Origin of the sequence: Salsuginibacillus kocurii DSM 18087 (assembly GCF_000377705.1) — a bacterium.
Classification (GTDB): Bacteria; Bacillota; Bacilli; order Bacillales; family Marinococcaceae; genus Salsuginibacillus; species Salsuginibacillus kocurii.
Genome location: NZ_KB898628.1, coordinates 51,498 through 72,760, shown reverse-complemented (window position 1 = coordinate 72,760; position 21,263 = coordinate 51,498). Strand labels below are relative to the sequence as shown.

General features: G+C 41.7%; 20 protein-coding genes. 1 reads left to right on the top strand and 19 read right to left on the bottom strand.

The annotated features are described in order from the left end of the window. Positions 1–475 precede the first annotated feature (475 nt). The 3 genes from D469_RS0112525 to D469_RS0112515 form a co-directional block, all read right to left on the bottom strand. Positions 476–1,840: a two-component system sensor histidine kinase NtrB gene (locus D469_RS0112525; protein ID WP_018923740.1), complete on the bottom strand. Its 1,365-nt coding sequence runs from the start codon at positions 1,838–1,840 to the stop codon at positions 476–478. 327 nt (positions 1,841–2,167) lie between these two features. Next, complete coding sequence (locus D469_RS0112520; RefSeq protein WP_018923739.1) at positions 2,168–3,058, bottom strand: deoxyribonuclease IV; 891 nt, start codon at positions 3,056–3,058, stop codon at positions 2,168–2,170. Between the two features lie 33 nt (positions 3,059–3,091). Beyond that, positions 3,092–4,387, bottom strand: coding sequence for a DEAD/DEAH box helicase (locus D469_RS0112515; protein ID WP_018923738.1), 1,296 nt, complete (start codon positions 4,385–4,387; stop codon positions 3,092–3,094). 198 nt (positions 4,388–4,585) lie between these two features. Here D469_RS0112515 and D469_RS0112510 point away from each other — a divergent pair, with 198 nt between their 5' ends. After that, positions 4,586–5,527, top strand: coding sequence for a 4-hydroxy-3-methylbut-2-enyl diphosphate reductase (locus tag D469_RS0112510; RefSeq protein ID WP_018923737.1), 942 nt, complete (start codon positions 4,586–4,588; stop codon positions 5,525–5,527). A 154-nt stretch (positions 5,528–5,681) separates the two neighbouring features. On the opposite strand, the gene D469_RS0112505 is transcribed toward D469_RS0112510, so the two are convergent. The 16 genes from D469_RS0112505 to ybeY all read right to left on the bottom strand — a co-directional run bounded on the left by D469_RS0112505 (position 5,682) and on the right by ybeY (position 21,261). Beyond that, positions 5,682–6,803, bottom strand: a complete 1,122-nt coding sequence (locus D469_RS0112505; protein ID WP_018923736.1) for a Nif3-like dinuclear metal center hexameric protein — start codon at positions 6,801–6,803, stop codon at positions 5,682–5,684. Beyond that, positions 6,803–7,516, bottom strand: a complete 714-nt coding sequence (locus D469_RS0112500) for a tRNA (adenine(22)-N(1))-methyltransferase (RefSeq protein ID WP_018923735.1) — start codon at positions 7,514–7,516, stop codon at positions 6,803–6,805. Before D469_RS0112500 ends, D469_RS0112505 begins: the two co-directional genes overlap by 1 nt. A 170-nt stretch (positions 7,517–7,686) precedes the next feature. Next, entirely contained in the window at positions 7,687–8,052 is a 366-nt protein-coding gene (locus D469_RS0112495; protein WP_018923734.1) for a c-type cytochrome, read from the bottom strand. A 138-nt stretch (positions 8,053–8,190) separates the two neighbouring features. Further along, entirely contained in the window at positions 8,191–8,754 is a 564-nt protein-coding gene (locus D469_RS0112490; protein ID WP_018923733.1) for a hypothetical protein, read from the bottom strand. A gap of 232 nt (positions 8,755–8,986) precedes the next feature. After that, positions 8,987–10,090, bottom strand: coding sequence for an RNA polymerase sigma factor RpoD (gene rpoD, locus D469_RS0112485; protein ID WP_205621073.1), 1,104 nt, complete (start codon positions 10,088–10,090; stop codon positions 8,987–8,989). A 132-nt stretch (positions 10,091–10,222) separates the two neighbouring features. Continuing rightward, positions 10,223–12,031, bottom strand: a complete 1,809-nt coding sequence (gene dnaG / locus D469_RS0112480; protein WP_018923731.1) for a DNA primase — start codon at positions 12,029–12,031, stop codon at positions 10,223–10,225. A gap of 279 nt (positions 12,032–12,310) precedes the next feature. After that, entirely contained in the window at positions 12,311–13,135 is an 825-nt protein-coding gene (locus D469_RS0112475; RefSeq protein ID WP_018923730.1) for a pyruvate, water dikinase regulatory protein, read from the bottom strand. A gap of 16 nt (positions 13,136–13,151) precedes the next feature. Next, positions 13,152–13,808, bottom strand: coding sequence for a transcriptional regulator CcpN (gene ccpN / locus D469_RS0112470; protein WP_018923729.1), 657 nt, complete (start codon positions 13,806–13,808; stop codon positions 13,152–13,154). Positions 13,809–14,373: 565 nt separating this feature from the next. Continuing rightward, positions 14,374–16,464 carry a glycine--tRNA ligase subunit beta gene (gene glyS, locus D469_RS0112465; RefSeq protein WP_018923728.1) on the bottom strand — a complete coding sequence of 697 codons (2,091 nt, stop codon included), beginning with the start codon at positions 16,462–16,464 and terminating at the stop codon, positions 14,374–14,376. After that, positions 16,457–17,347, bottom strand: a complete 891-nt coding sequence (gene glyQ, locus D469_RS0112460) for a glycine--tRNA ligase subunit alpha (protein WP_018923727.1) — start codon at positions 17,345–17,347, stop codon at positions 16,457–16,459. The genes glyS and glyQ overlap by 8 nt, the downstream gene beginning before the upstream one ends. Positions 17,348–18,021: 674 nt before the next feature. Beyond that, complete coding sequence (recO, locus tag D469_RS0112455) at positions 18,022–18,777, bottom strand: DNA repair protein RecO (protein ID WP_018923726.1); 756 nt, start codon at positions 18,775–18,777, stop codon at positions 18,022–18,024. A gap of 21 nt (positions 18,778–18,798) precedes the next feature. After that, entirely contained in the window at positions 18,799–18,936 is a 138-nt protein-coding gene (locus D469_RS21695) for a YqzL family protein (RefSeq protein ID WP_018923725.1), read from the bottom strand. Positions 18,937–19,106: 170 nt separating this feature from the next. After that, positions 19,107–20,006, bottom strand: a complete 900-nt coding sequence (era, locus tag D469_RS0112445) for a GTPase Era (RefSeq protein WP_018923724.1) — start codon at positions 20,004–20,006, stop codon at positions 19,107–19,109. Next, positions 19,999–20,397: a cytidine deaminase gene (locus tag D469_RS0112440; protein WP_018923723.1), complete on the bottom strand. Its 399-nt coding sequence runs from the start codon at positions 20,395–20,397 to the stop codon at positions 19,999–20,001. The genes era and D469_RS0112440 overlap by 8 nt, the downstream gene beginning before the upstream one ends. Positions 20,398–20,417: 20 nt before the next feature. After that, a complete protein-coding gene (locus tag D469_RS0112435) occupies positions 20,418–20,807 on the bottom strand; it encodes a diacylglycerol kinase (protein WP_018923722.1) in 390 nt (129 codons plus the stop codon). Further along, positions 20,797–21,261: an rRNA maturation RNase YbeY gene (gene ybeY, locus D469_RS0112430; protein ID WP_018923721.1), complete on the bottom strand. Its 465-nt coding sequence runs from the start codon at positions 21,259–21,261 to the stop codon at positions 20,797–20,799. The genes D469_RS0112435 and ybeY overlap by 11 nt, the downstream gene beginning before the upstream one ends. Between the last annotated feature and the right edge of the window lie 2 nt (positions 21,262–21,263).

Below are 21,263 nucleotides of genomic sequence, written 5' to 3'. Positions count from 1 at the left end.
CCAAACAGGATCTCTTGAGTCAAACAAAACCTATTACGCTGTACAAAGTATCACTGCCTAAATCCGTACATATATGGTGAAAATACCCAGATTACAAACTGTACCAATCCATAGTAACGGTACTCACAAGGGAAGGATGGAGGAAGCAATGGTTACGGATTCCTTTCACTACACGAAAAAAAGCTCCGGTATACTTGTGCGCGGAGCCTTGCCACCCTGTTGAAGCAGGGGCTTGACTTGTTCTAGGGATAGTAAAAACCTCCCTCTTGGTAGTAACTGGAACCAACTCTGGCTGTGAGTTCTACCAAAAAGAGATGAGGTCAACCATCTGTTGAATGTCACTGCTAACCTAAATGGCCCTGTTCGGAATTTGCACCGGCTGGTACTCGCTGGGCACCAGTATTTATAGGTACAACACTGTGTTATTATTGTCGCTAACCACTTCTGTTTTAGCGGCGCTGTACTTGTACTCACTTTACTCTTCCAGCAATGGAATATTCATTTCAATAATTGTCCCATGGCCGAGCTGGCTTTGAATTTTAAATGAACCTCCATGGTCTTCAATAATCTTTTTAGACAATGGGATTCCTACCCCTGTACCTTCCTTTTTAGTTGTTACAAACGGGCGGCCCATTTTCTGCAATGTCTCTTCTGACATTCCTGTACCATTATCTTTTACGCGAATGTGGTAATAAGCGGATTCCACCCATGTTTCGAGCGTAAAACTCTTTACGTTTCGAGCTGATTCTTGTAATGCCTCAGACGAATTTCGCAATAGGTTTAACACTACCTGTTTTATCATTGTGCTATTCATTTTTGACTGTTCGTCGCCCCGGTGTAATTCAGAGGTATACGTAATATCCTGCAGCATACACTCGGATCGAATTATATCATCTAATTCATCGAACACCACTGTTGGCTTCTGAATTTCGTGCTTCCACCTTCGTTTAGCCATGGATAAGAAATTTTCAATAATATTGTTCATACGGTTCACTTCAGAAAGAATCGTTTTTTCATATTTTTCAAATGAATCTGTGAGTTTAGAAAGTTGGAGAAACCCTTTAATAACCGATAATGGATTTCTAAGTTCATGAGCTACACCTGCTGCTAGATGTGAGACAGATTCCATTTGCTGCTGATATGTGAGCAGCTGTTCATATTTGAATTGGGAAGAGACATCCAGCACCATTGCAACCGCTTTCTTCTCAGTGGGTAAGTATATCGAAACAATTTCCAATTGTTGCCATTCACCATCATCATACATATTGTACGCCGTCTTTTGTTTTGATAAAGAAGCCACGATAGTCTCAAATACAATTTCTCCTGCCCCACTTGCTGCTGAAAGATCATGCAAGGAAGAATAAGCTTCGACTTTATCGTCTGCACCAACAATCTCTTCCATTGTCTCATTCATCATTTCAACATTTAACTGGTTGTCCACCAACAAGGCCGGGTATTTCAATTTTTTTAATATTGTAAATATTCCAGCAATCTGTGTTGAGGCTTCTTCGGGTATTTTCCCAACCAAAACTACGTGTCCCCGGTCCTCCATACCTTCATAACTAAACGTCTTTTTTCCTTTCTCCGTGAAGTGAGTTAGCCTGATTCTACGCGCACCCTGGCTTTTGTGTAAATTTGCAAAAAAATCTTGTGCTTTCTCTCTATCTTCTGGTTGAAGTATATCAAACCAATTATCCACATCATTAAAAAAACGCTTAGCCACTTTATTCATGGTTACGATTGAACCTTCGTGACTTACCACCAATTGAACCTCCCGACTAAGAGCCGCAAAGGATGAGGCGTACTCCGTCAAGTTTGGTTTTATCGTGGAATAAGCCATAGACACGACACCCTCCTTAAATACTTCCCTACACCCTATTTATGAATAATTTTCCATCATCTTTATGTTAAGTATACTAAATATGTAATATAAGTACCACTATAAATCCCAATATTTTTTATAAACTTTTACATTCACATTGATATTCCCTCTATGACAGAGGTTTTAAATTACAATTTTTTGCTTGGCTATTTCGCTTAGGAAAACTCACTTCATATTGCCATTTGTGAAAGCTCCCCTAAAAATATCTACGCATAAAAAAATAAATTATGCAAGAAAACTTTCCAGGGGAGCACTTCTTTAAAGTAAATTCTTCTTTAATATGTCTTATTGTGCTATTAATTGGTCTTTCATTTTAGGGTCATGTTCCTTTTCAGTCAACATGCTGATTTCATGTTTGTATGGAGGCTTTTTATTTTTCTTGTCCGTGCCTACATATGGCGTTTCAAGGATTTTTGGCAAGTGGGTAAATTTCTCATGATGCACGATATTAGCAAGAGCTTCGAAACCAATATGGCCAAATCCGATATTCTCATGACGGTCTTTTTGAGCTCCACACTCATTTTTACTGTCGTTTATGTGAAGGACTTTCAATCGATCCAGTCCAATGATTTGGTCAAAGCTTTTAATAACTCCTTCAAAGTCATTTACTATGTCATAGCCCGCATCATGAACGTGACACGTATCAAAACAAACCGAAAGTTTTTCATTCAAAGTTACCCCATCAATGATGGCCGCGATCTCTTCAAAGGTGCGTCCAATTTCCGAGCCCTTTCCAGCCATAGTTTCAAGGGCAATGTCTACGTTCTGATTTTTATGAAGGACTTCGTTTATCCCTTCAATAATTTTCTTTATACCTTCTTCTGAGCCAGCTCCGACGTGAGCTCCGGGATGCAGGACAATTTGCTTGGCACCAAGCGCTTCAGTTCGTTCAATTTCGGAACGAAGAAAATCAACCCCAAGCTGGAATGTCTCCGGCTTTTGAGTATTGGCGATATTAATAATATATGGGGCGTGCACAACCAATTCTTCTACTCCATTTTTTTCCATGTGTGTTTTTCCGGCTTCGATATTTAAATCTTCAATTGCCTTACGCCTCGTGTTTTGCGGAGCTCCTGTATAGATCATCATAGCTGTGGCGCCGTAAGAAGCGGCCTCTTCGCTAGAGCCTTGCAGCATCTTTTTTCCGCTCATCGATACGTGTGATCCTAATAACATTTTACCTCTCACCTTTCACATCTAAGCAATCAATTATTTGCCTCTTTGTTTTTTATTTTTAGCATGCTTCTTCTTATATCCTGGCTTTACTTGTTTTGGTTTTTTGGTCGGACGTTTTGGTGCTCCTCTTCCGTCAGCACTTGGTTTTTGTCGTTTCTTTTCTCCTGGCTTAAATCCCGTACCCAACGAAGAGAGGGGACGCCACTCGTTCTTTTTTAGATCGGTATATCGAAACGTAATTCCTTCTTTCATCAACTTTTCAATAGCCGGTTCATCCTGCTTGTCTACAATTGTAAATACTTCACCAGTAGCTCCCGCACGTCCTGTTCTGCCGGACCGATGAACATAGTAGGTTAATTCTTTAGGAAGACCGGTATTAATGACATGGCTCACCCCTTCAATATCCATGCCTCTTGCTGCTAAATCTGTTGCAACCACATATTGAACGCTTGCCTCATTCAAGCGACGCATTACCTGCTTACGCTGCCGGGGCTTAAGACCGCCATGTAAGACGTCTACATTTAAACCAGCGCTGTGAAGCAGTTCAAATAATTCATCCGCTTCTTGCTTGGTATTAGCAAATACTAACGCAAGATAAGGGCGTAGACTTTTGGCAATTTCGGTTGTGAACTCTAAGCGTTCTCTACTTTTTAATGGTAGTAAGAAATGATCAATTTCAAGCGGAGAAGCATGCTCGGGTTCAACTTGAACGTGCCGGGGTTGATTCATATATTTTTTCAGGAAAGGTTGCAGCATTTCTGGGACTGTCGCCGAGAAAACAAGCATTTGCAAATCATCCGGCATCCGGCCAGCCACTTGGTCAATCAGTTCAATAAAGCCCATGTCAAGCATTTGATCAGCTTCATCTACTACTAACACCGGCGTCTCATGAACATCTAGGACCTGTTCCTTTATGACCATATCATTAAGCCGGCCAGGAGTCGCAATTACAATGTGAGGAGGGTTTTTTAACTGTTCCACTCCTCTTCCGCGGTCAGTTCCTCCAATTACACGTTTTGCTTTGATATTATCATTAGGAGCAAACTGTAAGAGCTTTTCAAGTTCTGTGAACAATTGATTAGCAAGTTCTCTCGTTGGAGCTGTAATCACAGCTTGGACTTGTTTTTTCTCTGGATTAATTTGGTTTACGATCGGCAACAGAAATGAAAGGGTTTTTCCTGTTCCAGTCTGGGATTGGCCGATAACATCTTTTCCTCTTTGAATGGGAAGAATTAATCTTTCTTGTATGGAGGTCGGCTTTTGAATACCTTCACTTTCTAATGCTTGTATGAGGCCTTCATTTAACTCAAATTGCTGAAATGCTTTCATATATTCCACTCCTGAACTGTTAAGAGACATAAGCTCTTAACTAGGTCTATTCATTATGCTTAAACATTTTATCATAAATACTTTCTCCAAGCAGTGATAAGCTTTAACTTACATACTTGCACATGTCTTTCGTTTCTAAAAGTCTCGTAGTATAATGGGCTTGAGCCAGATAGCAATTTACGCTTTAAGGAGGCTACTATGGACGTTGTAAAAATTTCACCACGCGGTTATTGCTACGGCGTGGTTGATGCGATGGTACTCGCACGCCAGGCTGCCAGCAATCTTGACCTGCCTCGCCCGATCTACATTTTAGGTATGATTGTTCATAATAAACACGTTACAGATGCGTTTGAAGATGAAGGCATCATTTCTCTTGATGGGGAGAACCGGCTTGAGATTTTACGAGAAGTTGAAAAAGGTACTGTAATTTTTACCGCTCACGGAGTTTCTCCCGAAGTGCGGGAATTAGCCAAAGAAAAAGGGCTGACTACCGTAGATGCTACGTGCCCTGACGTGACCCGTACACATGATTTGATTCGCGAAAAGCGTGATGAAGGGTATGCCATTGTTTATGTCGGAAAACGAGGCCACCCTGAACCTGAAGGAGCAATGGGTGTAGCTCCAGACGCTGTTCATCTTGTTGAAACACTGGATGATGTTGAAGAATTAGATCTGTCAGCTGAGAAGATTATTATTACGAACCAAACGACGATGAGTCAATGGGACGTTTCAGATATTATGAATCGTACGATGGAGAAGTATCCACAAGCAGAAATTCATAATGAAATCTGCATGGCCACGCAGGTGCGCCAAGAAGCTGTCGCAGAACAAGCAAAGGATACTGACGTTGTCATTGTAGTAGGAGACCCGATCAGCAACAACTCCAATCGATTAGCTCAAGTATCTCAATCAATTGCTGGCACACCGGCTTACCGTATCGGTGACATTACTGAGCTCGATCTTTCATGGCTTGAAGGTGTTAACACAGTAGGGGTAACTTCTGGTGCTTCTACCCCAACACCGATTGCAAAAGAAGTAATCCGCTTTCTTGAACAATACGACCCCAAGAACCCTGAAACCTGGGAACTAGAGAAAAAGGTAAAAGGTTCTAAAATCCTACCTAAAGTAAAATCAAAATAAACTTGTCAGAAAAGAACTCTGGAGCCATTATGTGGTCCAGAGTTCTTTTTATATCGGTCTGACAATTTGTTGGCTAGCTGCCTTCTTCATTATACTGATGCAGAACGGGCATACCTGCTATCTACATCGCTTTGCAGTTAAATAATAATGTCATTTATATAATCTTGAAAGGGTCGGTAGAGCGTTCAGAGATAAAAACTTCCGTATCATAGTTTAGCTCACTCAAGCTCGTTTGCAGCTGCTTTTTTACCCCTTCTTTCATGACATGTTCGATGTAATGACCGGCATCAATTATATACAATCCAGCCATGAGCGCATCCTGAGCTGTGTGAAACTTTATATCACCGCTTATTAACACGTCAGCTCCACTTTTAAGCGCATCTTCCCAATATTTATTGCCATCTCCACCCAAAACAGCAATCCGTTGAACCGTCCCGTGTTCTGGTCCAATCATACGGAGTTGAGATACACCGAGCGGCTCTTTAATACGTGCAGCAAAATCGGCCAACGTTTCTTGAGTGCTTAAGTTTCCTACCCGGCCTAATCCAAATGTTTCCCCTTTTATATCCAATGGATAAACATCGTATGCTGGTTCTTCGTATGGATGAGCATCCGCTAATGCGCGGAGAACTTCTTTTTCCAAATGAGCTGGAACAATTGTTTCCATCCGTTTTTCCGAAACAAATTCCATTTCTCCTTGTTTTCCGATGTAGGGGTTCGTTTCATCTCCTGGAATAAATGTACCGGTCCCATCTGTTGAAAACGTACAATGGCTGTAATCACCAATGTGCCCTGCTCCAGCATCTCCTAGAGCTTGACGTACTTCTTCTACGTGGTCCTGCGGCACAAAAGCCACTACTTTCTTTAAGTCTTCCTCATAGGTGGGGATAAGCACCTCAGTGTTTTCAAGACCAATTGCTGCTGATAATAAGTCATTGACTCCACCATGTGTAATATCTAAATTCGTATGAGCCGCGTAAACACTGATCTCATGTTTGATGCATTTTTCTATGACAGGCCCTTGTCCTTTTTCCACATCGATGCTTGAAACCGGGCTGAAAATCAATGGATGGTGGGCTATAATCAAATCGACACCTTTTTCAATGGCTTCATCTACCACTGTTTCTAATACATCAAGAGTGATCATTACTTTTTGGACAGGACGATTTAAAGAACCAATCATTAAGCCGCCAGGATCTCCTTCTAGTGCTAAGTGCCGTGGTGAGAAACGCTCAAATTGATCAATAATCATTTGACCGGACGCAATTTTGCTCATTAAAGTACCTCCTTCACGATTTTCATTTTTTCTAGCAGTCGTGCCCGTTTTTCTTGTAACTGCGTTGTTTTCTCTGCAGCATGCTCCATTTCGCCCAGCACGCGTTGCCAATTTTTATATTCCCTTTCCCATTTAGCTTTAAAAGCAGCATTTTTTTCTTTCATTAAGTATGGGCCAAGTAATAAAGCTGCCTCTTTATTAATGGACTGATAAGGGCGGTCGGGCTGACCAGGTGATGCCACCAGAATTTCATAAAAATAAGGTGCGTCTTGTATGATTTCTTCCGTTTGCAATTCCCACCCATTCTCTATCAACCAGCTCCGTACTGAGTCAGCACTCACATTAGGCTGTAAGACAAGCCTCTTCACATCTTGCAGTGAAGAGTTTCCCTCACTTAGGATCGTGCGAATTAACTCTCCACCCATTCCAGCGATAATAACAGCATCCACCTCTTCCGTTGAACTCAGCACTTCCAAGCCATTTCCTTTTCGTACTGAAATCTGCTGTTCCCCTTCAAAGCGTTGTACATTCTGAATAGCCGATGCGTAGGGCCCTTGTTTATACTCACCAGCAATAGCTCGAGAAATAATTTCACTTCTCCACAACGCCAGGGGCAGGTGGGCATGATCACTTCCTATGTCAGCTATGAAGGCTCCTGAAGGAATATGTTTCGCAATAGCTTGTAGCCTAGGGGACAGGTTCTCTACGTACATGAATACCTCCTTTCGAATATGGTTTTTACCCTTATAGGCATTAATCCGTCTATTTTATAAAAAACCATACTCAGTTTTTGGCATAACCTATTAACATACTGGTTATTAGCGATTGGCATAAGAAAAAGGAGGGAAATCCCCTCCTTTTTCCCTCTTATTATACGTTTCTACTATTCATAATTCTCTACGTATTCTGCTACAGCTTCAGCTTCTTCGCCATCTACCAGGCCATCAGGCATTGAACCTGGACCTTCTTCAATGGCTTCAATAGTTCCGTCATGGTCATAGCCTTCAATTCCTGGGCCGCTAGCACCTTCTAAGTTATCTCCATGACAACTTAAACAGTTTTCTTCATAGACTTGTTCGCCAAGTTCAATTGGGTCATCAATCTCTTCTGTATCTTCGCCATTTTCTTCACCATTCTCTTCTTCATCTGGGTCTACTTGTTGGTTTAAACCAACAAAAGATAGAGATAGCATGAGAACTAAACCGATTACGGCAATTAAGAAAAATGGGATAAGTGGCTTTGCTTGCATGGTCTTCCCTCCTTTATGCTCCCGTGTATTAAGTAAGTAATCGGATGGATTGATTCCGTCTTCATTTTACTTTAAATTCAAAGCGCAGAAAAGCATTAACTATAGTTTTTACGCTTTTTGTCACGATTAGTCGTCTGATTATAAAAGAACTACAAAACCAATAAGTAATAATACTCCCAATATGCCGGCAATCAGGAAGTAGTTTAACCTCCAATACCACCCTGCCGCAAGCCAAGACATACAATTCAGCGCTACGATTATAAGTACTGGTGCGTGTGTATGAGGGAAGAATTCAGAAGCGAGGTGGCTCGATATCAAAAATACTAGTAGAGCAAACGTAAATATAAAAAAATGGCTAAGTAAAAAATATCGCTCTTTCAGGAACAGCGCAAGTAGTAGAACAGCACTAGCAAAAATTATTGACAAAAGAATTTGCACTAACATGGAAAATTCAGTAAAATAGATGATACCAACCGTTACGACTACCGCACTTATTACAAAAAAGATTGAACAGGTAAGCCAAAGCAGATGAAACCAACTATAAACTTTCTTATCTCTTGCTTCATCGCTAGAATCAATAGCAGAGGTTTCTTCTCCTTCAGAGTAGAGCATCAATAAAAAATCACAGTATTCTGAAGGCAATAGATGATTTTGTTTCCAGTATTTGATTTCATCGATCACGATTTGTTTACGTTCATCCATTACATTTTAAGCCTCCTCACCTGAAACAATCAGCCGCGGCTGACCAACTACTTCCTATGTTTAGCTGACTTGTTTACAGTATAGCTGCTTGTACAATCTTATTTATAGCAAGGGTAGATATTTAATAGCTATACTTTGAGTCCCTTGCCATCTGATATGGTTATCACTTTTTAAGATAAACATGAAATGAAAAAGGCCCCTCCATGTTAAAGGAGGGACCTGTACGATGGAGTTATTCCATAAAATCTTTTAAACGTTTGCTGCGGCTTGGATGACGTAACTTGCGTAAAGCTTTAGCTTCAATTTGACGAATCCGTTCGCGAGTGACTCCAAAGACTTTACCTACCTCTTCCAGCGTTCTAGTCCTGCCATCATCTAGACCAAAGCGAAGTCGCAGAACATTTTCTTCACGGTCAGTGAGGGTATCTAGTACATCTTCTAGTTGTTCTTTTAATAACTCATACGCAGCTGCATCAGATGGAGCAAGTGCTTCTTGGTCTTCAATAAAGTCACCTAAATGAGAATCGTCTTCTTCACCTATCGGCGTTTCCAAGGAAACAGGTTCCTGGGCAATTTTGAGGATTTCCCGTACCTTATCAGGAGTTAAGTCCATCTCTTCAGAAACTTCCTCCGGTGTTGGTTCACGACCTAAGTCTTGAAGAAGCTGGCGCTGAACACGGATTAACTTATTAATCGTTTCGACCATATGCACAGGAATTCGAATGGTACGCGCCTGATCGGCAATTGCACGGGTAATAGCCTGGCGTATCCACCAGGTGGCATACGTACTGAATTTATAACCTTTGTTATAGTCGAATTTCTCAACTGCTTTAATAAGGCCCATGTTCCCTTCCTGAATTAAATCCAAAAACAACATGCCGCGTCCAACATAACGCTTTGCAATACTTACTACAAGACGAAGGTTTGCTTCTGCCAGCCTGCGTTTGGCCTCTTCGTCTCCTTCTTCGATTCGCTGGGCAAGCTCAATCTCCTCTTTCGCCGAAAGGAGGTGAACCCGGCCAATCTCTTTTAAATACATACGAACGGGATCATTGATTTTAATTCCGGGCGGCACGCTTAAATCATTCAAGTCGAGCTCGTCCTCTTCTTTCGCAACCTGTTCCATGCTTGGAACTTCTTCGCCTTCGTTTAATATATCCACGCCTTGCTCACCAAGAAACTCAAAAAATTCATCCATTTGTTCTGAGTCTTGATCGTACGGAGCTAGTTTCTCTGTGATTTCAGCGTAGGTGAGCACACCCCGCTTTTTACCCATTTCCACAAGCTGCTCTTTCACTTGATCAATTGACATTTCGCCTTCCGCCAAAGGGCGCATTGGTTTCTCTGCCAAAGGATCCCCTCCTTCCATTCTTCACACGACTTACTTCTCTATATCACTACAAGCTAAATAAAGAGGCTCTCTATTCATACACTAATCCTCAGCGTGTCACTTTACAGCATTTATCATTCAATACGTGAGTTCTTTGCGCAAACTTATTACTTCATTTGCTATATATAACGCTGTGGTTACATCATTTTTTCGTTCCGCTTCGCGCATTTCTTTTTCTTTTTGTTCTATTTCTACCCATTTTGGGTAATTCTTAATCTTCTTCATATAGTCCATAAGTTCGTCATCGGTTATATGATCTGGGATTTCAATCATGGCTAGTTCAGTTGCCAACCTGGTTAATTCCTCATCATTAATTGAGTGGATAAAGTGAGCAGGGTCCGGCTCTAATCCCCGGCCATAATAGCCATATAGATATACAGCCAGCGCTGCGTATTCTTCCACATTAAACTCAGCCCCGACTTCCTTTTCAACAGTTTTTGTTATCGAATAGGAATTCATCATATGCGCCAATAAATATCGTTCTGCGTTTTCAAAGGCTGACCGAAGCTTTGTTTCTTTAAAAGAAAAAGAACGCTTCTCAGCTGATTCATATGCAACATTTTCATTTTGTTGCCTTTTCTTTTTACGATACAAGCGGGATTGTTCATGTTTAAGTGCTTCAAGCGAGAGAGAAAATTCCTCAGCAAGCTGCCGCATATAATGTTCCCGTTCCACAGCTCCTTGAATGTTGGTCAGCTCTCCGAGGACTTCTTCGATATAAGCTAAGCGTTCCCCTTCATTTTTTAAATTTTTATTCCGTCTCAGCACGTTCATTTTAAACGTCATTACCGGAACAGCTGCTTCAATAATTTCTTGCTTGAATCGTTCCGGTCCAGCTTTTTGAATGAAATCATCAGGGTCTTCGCCATCTTCTAGCAAAGCAACTCGAACTTTACAGCCTTCTGCTTCGAGAAGAGTTGCTGCCTTGATTGCAGCTGTTATCCCAGCCTCATCTCCGTCGTAACACACTGTCACTTCTTCACTGTTCCGCCGTATAGTTCTTGCCTGCTGTTCTGTTAAAGAAGTTCCTAAAGTCGCAATCCCCGTGTTAATACCCGCACTAGAAGCTGCTATCACATCCATGTACCCTTCAAATAAAACGGCCAGGTTGTGCTTTCGGATAAAGGGACGAGCAGCTGCGAGGCCATACAAGGTTTCATTTTTTTTAAAAATCGCTGACTCAGAACTGTTTAAATACTTGGGCCCATCATTCGTTAAGGTCCTTCCGCCAAAAGCAATAACTTTCCCTTTTCCATTTTGTATAGGAAATATAATTCTCCCTATAAACCGGTCAAAGTACTCGCCGGAAGACTCGGATTGCATCACAAGCCCAGCTTCTTTCATCTCAGCTAATTTATACTCTCTTTTTTCCAGAAGGGCAGTTAAAGCTTGATGCTGGGCAGGAGCATATCCAATTTGAAAATGCTTCATCATATCCTCGGACACACCTCGACTTAATAAGTAGTCATAGGCTTCTTGTCCTTGGTTGGTGTTCATCAAAATATGATGATAAAACCTTGCCGCAAGTTCATGTCCATCAAGCATTGCTTGATGACCAGAATCATTTCCTTCTTTAGCAGCAGCTATCGTTTCAGGCAGTGATACACCGGTCTTCTCCGCTAACAGCTGAATGGCCTCGATAAATGAAATTCCTTCACTTTCCATTATAAAGTTAATAACATTCCCACCAGCTCCACAGCCAAAACAATGATAAAGCTGGCGGTCCGATGAAACAGAAAAAGAAGGCGTATTTTCCCCGTGAAAAGGGCAGAGTCCTGTATAATTCCGACCTTGTTTGGTTAACTGCACATACTCATTGACCACTTCGACAATATCAGCACTTGTCCGTATTTCTTCGATTGTTTCTTCTGGTATACGCTGTGCCAAGGGTCATCACCCTCTTCCCCCGTGTTCGCTAAAGCATAGCAACTAATATATAAAGACGGATAAAGATCATAGTGGTTGTATTCACCAACCATTGGCTGCTCCCTTGAACAAAAGGGGCTAAACTGAACGTTCTACAAAAACAGACAATCTCCTTTTTTATTTTCAAATTCTCAAAATATAAAAGTTTTCACGTAATAAATATCTTGCTTGCTAAAATCTCAGCACAATACTCTATTATATAAGATGAAAAGGAGTTTGACTATAAAAATCTATTAAAAATTAATTCTGCTTACTCTTTACTATCATATTCGAAATTAAATTCGCTGTCTCCTCGACTGCTTTATGAGAAACATCTACCACTGTGCAGCCAATCCGTTCCATCACTTTCTCCGAATAATCCAGTTCAGTTTTGATCCGTTCCATGCTCGCATAGTTTGCTTCTTGTTTTAACCCTAACGAACGAAGGCGTTCGGTCCGGATATCATTTAACTTTTCAGGGCTGATCCGCAAGCCAATACATTTTTCCGGTGCAATCTTAAACAATTCCTCAGGCGGGTCCAGTTCTGGCACAAGTGGTACATTGGCTACTTTTAGCCGTTTATGAGCCAGGTACTGAGAAAGAGGAGTTTTTGAAGTTCTAGAAACACCGATTAGTACAATATCAGCACGCAAAATACCGCGGGGGTCCCTGCCGTCATCATACTTCACCGCAAATTCAATGGCTTCCACTTTCCTAAAGTAATCTTCATCTAATTTATACACTAATCCTGGTTCATTTTGAGAATCCACACCAGTAAGTTTAACCATTGGCTCTAGAACTGGGCCCAAAATATCAACCACTTCAATTCCTTCAGCACCAGCTCGATTCATTAGATACTCACGGCGTTCAGGAATAACAAGTGTGAAAGCAATCATAGCCTTTGTTTCTTTAGCCAGCTTCACTACTTCTTCTAGCGTCGCTTCATCCTCTACATATGGAATCCTTCTAATATCCATTTTCCCGTTTCCAAACTGGCTGGCAGCTGCTTTTACCACTAGTTCAGCGGTTTCTCCAACCGAATCTGAAACGACATAAACGATTACTTGTTCACCTAATTCATCCATTCACTTCTCACCCCCGTTAATATTGATCAGTCTGGCCCCATTCATCATTAGCGATATCTACCAACAATTTGGTAACATTCGTTTTTGTTACTCGGCCAATAACTTCATATCCTTTGTCCTCACGTTCACGGACAACGGGTAGAGCATCTATCTGCTTTTCAATCAACTTATTCGCAATTTCTAACATCAGATCGTCTTTTTTGCATACTGTTAAATTTGGAGAGCGTGTCATGATAATTGAAACAGGAACACTTTCTAAATCCTGTTTTCCGATGCTTGCCCGCAGCAAATCTTTCCGGGACAAAACACCTACAAGAAGTGATTCCTTATCAACTACAAATAATGTGCCCACATCTTCTAAAAACATCGTACAAATCGCATCATAAACTGAGGCAGATTCGTTGACGACAACAGGTATCGATTGATATTCGTTGACATGAATCTGCTTGACACGTTCAGTTAATAATTCCGATCCCTTTTTGCCGGTAAAATAATAACCTACCCTAGGTCTGGCATCTAAAAATCCTGCCATTGTTAAAATAGCTAAATCCGGACGCAGGGTGGCCCGGGTAAGAGATAACTTCTCAGCAATGTGTTCTCCGGTAATAGGTCCTTCAGCTTTAACAATTTCTAATATATATTCTTGCCGGTCTGTCAGTTCGATGAGTCTCACCGCCTTGCTAACACACCTAATGTGTTATGCTATTTCCAATATATTATATACGAATGAACCCTAAAGGGAAACAAGAAAAGCGGAGGGCGTTTGAGCAGCGGCGCTGCACGCCTCTTAACCGCCGAGGCGGCTGGCGCCGCCGCAGCGCGGTACAGAAGCGATTGCAAGCCGCTAACGCCCGTAGCTGGACAACGAAAAGCGGAGGCGCCTTGACCACATGCACTAAGTTTTCTACACCTGCGCAGCACAGCCGAAGTGCGTTTGCAAACTACTCACTTCTGCAGTTGGCAAAAATGCGAAGCGTTATACTCTATTGGCACATGCTTATAACTACTACAACCAATGTCCATTAATCAATACTCTGTTGTTGCTATTTTTCCCCGCTAAATCTTTAGACCACCTAATGGTTTTCTTATTTGTAGATCGGCTCTGGCCTAAACTATTGGCGATAGCCTCAAGCTATACCACATGAGTGGGAGAGCAGACACATCTAAGCTCTCCACACTTTGCTTCAGGATTCAAATTACGACGCCTTCAACATCACCAGTTTACAAAAGGCGACACATTAAGTTGAAGTCAACACTAGCTTTCTAAAGTCAGCGAAAGACTGAATTAAAACGGATAAATGAGCCATGAGAGCAAGGCGGTTGTTTTTCAATGCTTCATTGTCACTCATTACCATAATTTCTTCAAAGTAGTTATCAATAACTGGTACCAACTGTTCAAGTGTTAAGTAAGCACTAGCAATGTCTGATCGTTTCATAGCTGCTGGGAGTTCAGCTTGCACTTGCAAGTAACTTTCATACAATACTATTTCTTCGTTCTGTTCAAAAAGATCTCTAGAAATCACAGCTTCTTCAAGCGCAGTGTTTTTCGCGATATTTGTAACGCGGCTTAACGCTTCAACCGTCCGCTTAAACGCTGGATCATTTGCTTTTTCATTTAAAAATTGAGCGGCAGCCTGAAGAACATCGACTCTTTTTATTTTTTTGGCAAGAATCGAATCGATTACATCATAACGAATGCCCGTATCTAACAATTGATTTTTGATGCGCATCCGGAAAAATTCCTCGATTTCCTCCTGCAAGTTGGCAGCGTCTGCAATTTCAATTCCATTAGTTTTCGCTATTTGGATCGCTTCGCTTACCAAATCACCTAAATCAGCTGGCACTTCATGAAACAGTAGCGTTTGCACTATCCCAGCTGCTTGGCGCCTGAGCGCATACGGATCTTGAGAACCGGTCGGTTTTAAGCCGATGGAGAAACTCGTTACAATCGTATCCATTTTGTCAGCTACACTTACAATCGCTCCCGCTCTCGACTGAGCTGGTGTATCTCCGGCAGAACGAGGCATGTAATGTTCATTAATAGCTATGGCTACTTCTTCTGCTTCCCCTGCTTTTAAAGCATAGACTTCGCCCATTCTACCCTGCAGTTCGGAAAACTCGTCCACCATATAGGTAACAAGGTCAAATTTAGCAATCGCAGCTGTGCGTTGGGCAACTTCTTGTTCTTTTTCATCTGCCTGAAAGGCATCAGCATAACTTTTTGCTAACGTTTGGATGCGCCGTACTTTGTCCCCTACTGAGCCCAACTCTTCATGGTAGACAATGTGATCAAGCTTGTTCGTGGTCTCATCAATGTTTAGCTTCAAGTCCTCTTGATAGAAAAACATGGCATCTTGCAGCCTTGCTGTAAGTACTTTTTCATTGCCTTTTTGGACATTTTCCAAATGTTCATGGTCTCCGTTTCGTACGGTAACAAAATAAGGAAGAAGGGTGCCATTCTTGTCTTCTACTGGAAAATAGCGTTGATGTTCCTTCATCGAAGTAATCAAGACGTCTTTTGGTAGTTCCAAAAACGATTCCTCATATTGTCCAAACAAAGCGGTGGGGTATTCAACCAGGTTGTTCACTTCTTCTAATAACTCATCATCCATTGGAACCTGCCAGCCTTGTTCCTCTTCAATCATATTAATTTGCTGAACAATCGCTTTTTTACGTTCTTCAGGATGAGCCAGCACATGCTCTTGCAACAGGGTTTCCCGGTATGCTTCCACATCCGTAATTTCAACAGCTGTGCCGAGAAAACGATGACCGTACGATTGACGGCTTGTCTTTACATCCGTGATTTCAAATGGAATTACGCTGTCAGCAAAGATAGCTGCAATCCAGTGAATCGGCCGCACAAATCGGAGCGAGTAATGGCCCCAGCGCATATTTTTAGGAAAGGTCATGCTTGTAATCACGTCTTGCATCTGTTGAAGAAGTACGGCCGTATCTTTTCCTTTCTTTTCGACACGGACAAAAACGTACTCCCCATTTTCTGTTTCTTTAATCTCTAGGTCATCAAGGGAAGCGCCTTTACCTTTCGAAAAACCGATGGCTGCTTTTGACCATTCACCGTCCTCATCAAGTGCAATTTCTTTCGAAGGTCCTCTTGCTTCTTCAACCACATCAGCTTGTTTCGTATCCAACCCTTTAACAATTACCGCTAAACGGCGCGGAGTTGAATAGGCTTCAATCGATTCATACCCAAGTTGCTCTTGTTGTAAAAACTCTTCTACTCGTTCTTGTAACTGCTGCATTGCGCCAGTTACAAACCGAGCAGGCATTTCTTCTAAACCAATTTCAAGTAAAAACGGTGCTTTACTCATCACAAGCTGCCTCCTTGTCTTTCAACATCGGGAAATCCAATCGCTTTCGTTCTTCATAATAAGCTTTGGCACACGCTCTTGCTAAATTACGAACACGCGTAATATAACCTGTGCGCTCAGTAACAGAAATTGCTCCACCAGCATCGAGCAAGTTAAAGATATGCGAACACTTCAAAACATAATCATAGGCTGGAAATACGAGGTTTTCTTCCAAGGCCCGTTTTGCTTCTTTTTCGGAAGCTTCAAAGGAATGGAAGAGCATATCATGGTCTGCAAGTTCGAACGTATACTTAGAATGTTCATATTCCGGTTGATAGAACACGTCACCGTACGTGAATCCATCTACCCACTCGAGGTCAAAGACATTCTCAGTGTCTTGAATATAAGAAGCAAGACGTTCTATCCCGTATGTGATTTCTGCTGAGACTGGCTCTGCTTCCAATCCGCCAACCTGTTGAAAATAAGTAAACTGAGTGATTTCCATTCCATCAAGCCAGACTTCCCAGCCAAGTCCCCATGCGCTTAAAGCAGGGTGCTCCCAATTATCTTCCACAAAGCGAATATCGTGTTCTTTTGGGTTAATGCCAAGCTCTTCAAGGCTTTGTAAGTATAGCTCCTGAATGTTTTTCGGAGAAGGTTTCATAATAACTTGAAACTGGTGATGTTGATAAAGACGATTTGGATTATCGCCGTATCTGCCGTCAGCAGGACGGCGGGACGGTTCAACATATGCTACATTCCACGGCTCCGGACCAATACTTTTTAAAAAAGTCATCGGATTTAAGGTTCCCGCTCCTTTTTCTACATCATAGGCCTGCATGATCAAGCAGTTTTGCTTAGCCCAAAAGTTTTGTAACGTTAAAATCATATCTTGTACGTTCATATCTTCGCTCCTCCTGTTTTCTTTGCCATTTACTTGCTTAAAAAGGCTGTTTTCTATAGGCTTTGGAAAGTGTTATTGCAGATTTTCTCTTCAGACTGCTCGTTTGCCAGAGGTTGAGCAAGACCCTGCTGGTGCTTGGAGCTGTAGGGGGCACTTGTCCTACTTTCCCGCAGGCCTCCCACATCTTCTGCTGCACTCAACTTCTAAAATCAACAGTATCCTTTAACAGAGCCTTTGTTTTTTGAATGAGGGTGGCTCCTTGACATTCGTTCCCTTGCAGGCAGGCGCTTTCCTAGGTTTTGTGTAAACTGCAACGAATATGAAAACAGCCAAAATAAAAACCGCCCCTACGTCTCATGATAAGACGTAGGGACGGATGATCCGCGGTTCCACCCTACTTGTTCAGCCTACTATAATCAATAGACTAAACCTCTTTTTTCATCGTGTGCTCAAGAACGCCTTCCTTATTGTCAAACACACGGCTTCCACCATCCCGTGCTCGCTAACGATTGAGAGAATAAGTACTACTTTCTTTCATTGCACGTATTTGTTAATCAGTTAACAGCCAAAAATTGTAAGTCGGTCCGTGCAGCTCATCACTTTAATATGTAGCAGCACAATTTCAACGTATGTAGAATCATACGAAAAGAAAAGCTATCTGTCAAGAATCTCTATTAATCGAAGTTCAGCCGCTCCATTTGCTCCAAGAAACGTTTTGATTTTAAAAACACGCCGGAATACGTATCATAATAACTTTCTAGCACCCACTTTAGTTCTTGCTTTGTTTCTTGTTTTAATTCAATAGAACCTAAACGCCGAAGGTCTACGTAATACAGTGTTCTAAGGAGCTGTACCGTTTTCTTCGAGATGCGGAGACGGTACGGATCCTTATGAAAACATTGGTCGCATAAAAATCCTGCACCCGAGACGGAAAAATGAAATGTTCCTTCCGTCCGGCCGCAGGAAGTACAAGCATCTAGCTCAGGGCGTATCCCGGCTACGTCAGTCATTTTTAAATCAAACATGCGCACCAATACTTCAGGGTCCTTTCCTTCTTCCATTCGAAGTAACATTTCATGCAAAAGGCGAAATAAGGCAGGGTTAGAACTATTCTCATCAATTAATTTTTCCATTAATTCCATCATGTAGGTCGCATATGCTGTCTTTAAAATATCACTGCGGATTGATCGAAAAGATTGTTCAACCTCAGCTTGAATGAGGGTTTTGATCCCTTTGCCACCGCTGCCTTTATAAAGATAAGTGCCATGAATGAACAGTTGAGCAGAAGATGCTAACTGGCTTTTTGGTTTTTTTGCCCCTCTAGCCATAAACGCCATTCTTCCTGCTTCTTTTGTCAGTAGATGCACAATAATATGTGACTCTCCATAATCAACTGTTCGTAGGACAATACCTTCTACCTTATTCATCATAAGCCTACACGTCCATCTTTATTAATGATCCATTTCTTCTAGTTCTAACTCCTTAAACGGTTCATCCATTTCTTTATCTTCGCGTTCCATTTCTTTATGCAATAAATACGCATCAATATTCCCTGTTTCTGTGAATACTTTCCAAGAGAATTCTAACATAAGCTGAACACTCCTTATGAATGTGATTCTAGGTTTTAGATTTCTCATTTGATGATGGTTTGATGTGATGGAATATTTGACAGTTGTTTTTAACTTATTTAACTCTTCCCACCCTCATCCGTTGTCAAACATCTTCTTTGTAACCCACGGAGGCTCAACAAAGCAACTAATTATTCTTCTCGGTATCCGTATTCATTTAAATGTCGCTGGCTGTTCCGCCAGTTTTCTGTAACGCGTACAAATAACTCAATATACACTTTTGTGCCAAATAATGCTTCAATATCTTCTCTGGCATGCTTGCCGATCTCTTTTAGCATGCTGCCTTGCTTACCGATAATTATTCCTTTTTGAGACTTTCTTTCTACATGGATGGTCGCTCCTATATATACAGCGCCTTCCTCTCGCTTCGTTAATTCATCGATATAAACAGCAACAGAGTGTGGAATTTCTTCTCTTGTAAAATGAAGCACCTTTTCTCGAATAAACTCAGCCACAATAAACCGCTCAGGCTGGTCGGTTATGTGGTCGTCCGGGTAAAATTGTGGACCTTCTTCCATGTAAGACTGAATTTGTGTCATTAGTGTATCCACATTATTTCCGTTAAGGGCAGAGACTGGAACGACTTCAGTAAAATTAAACCGTTTGCGATAATCATCAATTTTCAGCAGCAAATCGTCGGGATGGACGAGGTCAATTTTATTAATAACTAAGAACACAGGGGTTTTGCTTTTTTCAAGCAAAGACAAAATATATTCTTCTCCCGGCCCAAACTTTTCTGTGGCATCTGCCAGAAATAATACGACATCCACTTCACTGAAGGTTTGGACGGCAGTTTGCACCATAAAATCTCCAAGTTTATGTTTTGGTTTATGGATCCCTGGCGTGTCCAGAAATATAATCTGAGCTTCCTCACTTGTATAAACACCTTGTATTCTGTTTCTCGTGGTCTGTGCTTTATCACTCATGATTGCCAATTTATACCCTAATACTTCGTTTAACAACGTTGACTTACCTACATTTGGTCTTCCAACCAAGGCAGCAAATCCTGAAACAAACGAGCGATCACTCATGAAAATCCCCCGCTTCAAAAGCCCCCGGCAACAGTTCACCTACAGTAGTAGTTAACGTAGCTCCATGAAGGTTACTTAAAATGACAGGTGCATCACTGTTCAAGAATTCAGTTAGTACTTGGCGGCAAGCACCACACGGAGATACAGGTTCTTCAGTATCGGCTACTACCGCGATGCTTTCAAAGGCCGAAGCACCTTCAGATACTGCTTTAAAAATAGCAGTGCGTTCTGCGCAGTTTGATAACCCGTATGAAGCGTTTTCTACGTTACTTCCAGTATAAACCGTACCCTCTTTAGTAAGGAGAGCCGCTCCTACTTGAAATTTGGAATACGGGACATAGGCAAAGCTTCTTGCTTGCTTGGCTTGTTCGATTATTTGTTCATTCGTCAATATTCTCAGCTCCTCTATTGTTACCTGCTCGAGAACCATTGCAGGATGGGTTCGTAAAAAATGATATAGCCTACAATCAGCGCCGTGATACTATAAATAAGCACAGCCGCTGCGGCAATATCTTTGGCAAGCTTAGCGATCGGGTGATATTCACTAGTCACCAGGTCCACCGTTCGTTCAATGGCTGTATTCATCGTCTCAAGAGCAATCATTCCGCCAATTAATAGAATCAGAACGGGGTAATGGGCTTCGTTCACGTCAAGAAAAAAAGCAGCTAAAATTACAATACAAGAGAGTAGCAAATGTATTTGCATATTTTGCTCTTTTTTAACCACGTGAGTAAAACCTCGGCCAGCGAATACAAAGGAGGCCAGCAGGCGCCTCCACCCCCTTCTTCCTTTATCGTCCAAGGTTATACGCTTCTAAAATATCTTTCTGGCGGGCAAACATCTCCTTTTCCTCTGCTTCGGTTTCATGGTCATACCCTAACAGATGCAAAAAACCGTGAACGGCTAGAAAACCGAGTTCTCGTTCAAAGGAGTGCCCGTATTCTTCGGCCTGCTGTTTTGCTCTAGGGACAGAAATCACAATGTCACCCAATAAATCTGGTATATCCTGATCTACATTTAATGCTTCCTCTTCACCTTCATTTAAAGCAAAAGAAAGTACATCTGTAGGTGCGTCTTTCTCGCGGTACGTCCAGTTCAATTCCTGAATGCTTTCATCTGAAACAAACGTAACAGAAAGCTCTGAGCCCGATGGAACCTTTTCATAAGCACAGCAATGTTTTAATAAGTCTGCCACCAAGGTTGTAATTTGTTCTTCCAATGTGTTTGTTTCATCATGTAAATCGATCGTATACATGG

Bases quoted from the DNA above. Each gene is read 5' to 3' on its own strand.
- D469_RS0112525 (WP_018923740.1), bottom strand. From the start codon at position 1,840: ATGGCTTATTCCACGATAAAACCAAACTTGACGGAGTACGCCTCATCC.
- D469_RS0112520 (WP_018923739.1), bottom strand. From the start codon at position 3,058: ATGTTATTAGGATCACACGTATCGATGAGCGGAAAAAAGATGCTGCAA.
- D469_RS0112515 (WP_018923738.1), bottom strand. From the start codon at position 4,387: ATGAAAGCATTTCAGCAATTTGAGTTAAATGAAGGCCTCATACAAGCA.
- D469_RS0112510 (WP_018923737.1), top strand. From the start codon at position 4,586: ATGGACGTTGTAAAAATTTCACCACGCGGTTATTGCTACGGCGTGGTT.
- D469_RS0112505 (WP_018923736.1), bottom strand. From the start codon at position 6,803: ATGAGCAAAATTGCGTCCGGTCAAATGATTATTGATCAATTTGAGCGT.
- D469_RS0112500 (WP_018923735.1), bottom strand. From the start codon at position 7,516: ATGTACGTAGAGAACCTGTCCCCTAGGCTACAAGCTATTGCGAAACAT.
- D469_RS0112495 (WP_018923734.1), bottom strand. From the start codon at position 8,052: ATGCAAGCAAAGCCACTTATCCCATTTTTCTTAATTGCCGTAATCGGT.
- D469_RS0112490 (WP_018923733.1), bottom strand. From the start codon at position 8,754: ATGGATGAACGTAAACAAATCGTGATCGATGAAATCAAATACTGGAAA.
- rpoD (WP_205621073.1), bottom strand. From the start codon at position 10,090: ATGCGCCCTTTGGCGGAAGGCGAAATGTCAATTGATCAAGTGAAAGAG.
- D469_RS0112475 (WP_018923730.1), bottom strand. From the start codon at position 13,135: ATGGATGAATTAGGTGAACAAGTAATCGTTTATGTCGTTTCAGATTCG.
- glyS (WP_018923728.1), bottom strand. From the start codon at position 16,464: ATGAGTAAAGCACCGTTTTTACTTGAAATTGGTTTAGAAGAAATGCCT.
- glyQ (WP_018923727.1), bottom strand. From the start codon at position 17,347: ATGAACGTACAAGATATGATTTTAACGTTACAAAACTTTTGGGCTAAG.
- recO (WP_018923726.1), bottom strand. From the start codon at position 18,777: ATGATGAATAAGGTAGAAGGTATTGTCCTACGAACAGTTGATTATGGA.
- D469_RS21695 (WP_018923725.1), bottom strand. From the start codon at position 18,936: ATGTTAGAATTCTCTTGGAAAGTATTCACAGAAACAGGGAATATTGAT.
- era (WP_018923724.1), bottom strand. From the start codon at position 20,006: ATGAGTGATCGCTCGTTTGTTTCAGGATTTGCTGCCTTGGTTGGAAGA.
- ybeY (WP_018923721.1), bottom strand. From the start codon at position 21,261: ATGTATACGATCGATTTACATGATGAAACAAACACATTGGAAGAACAA.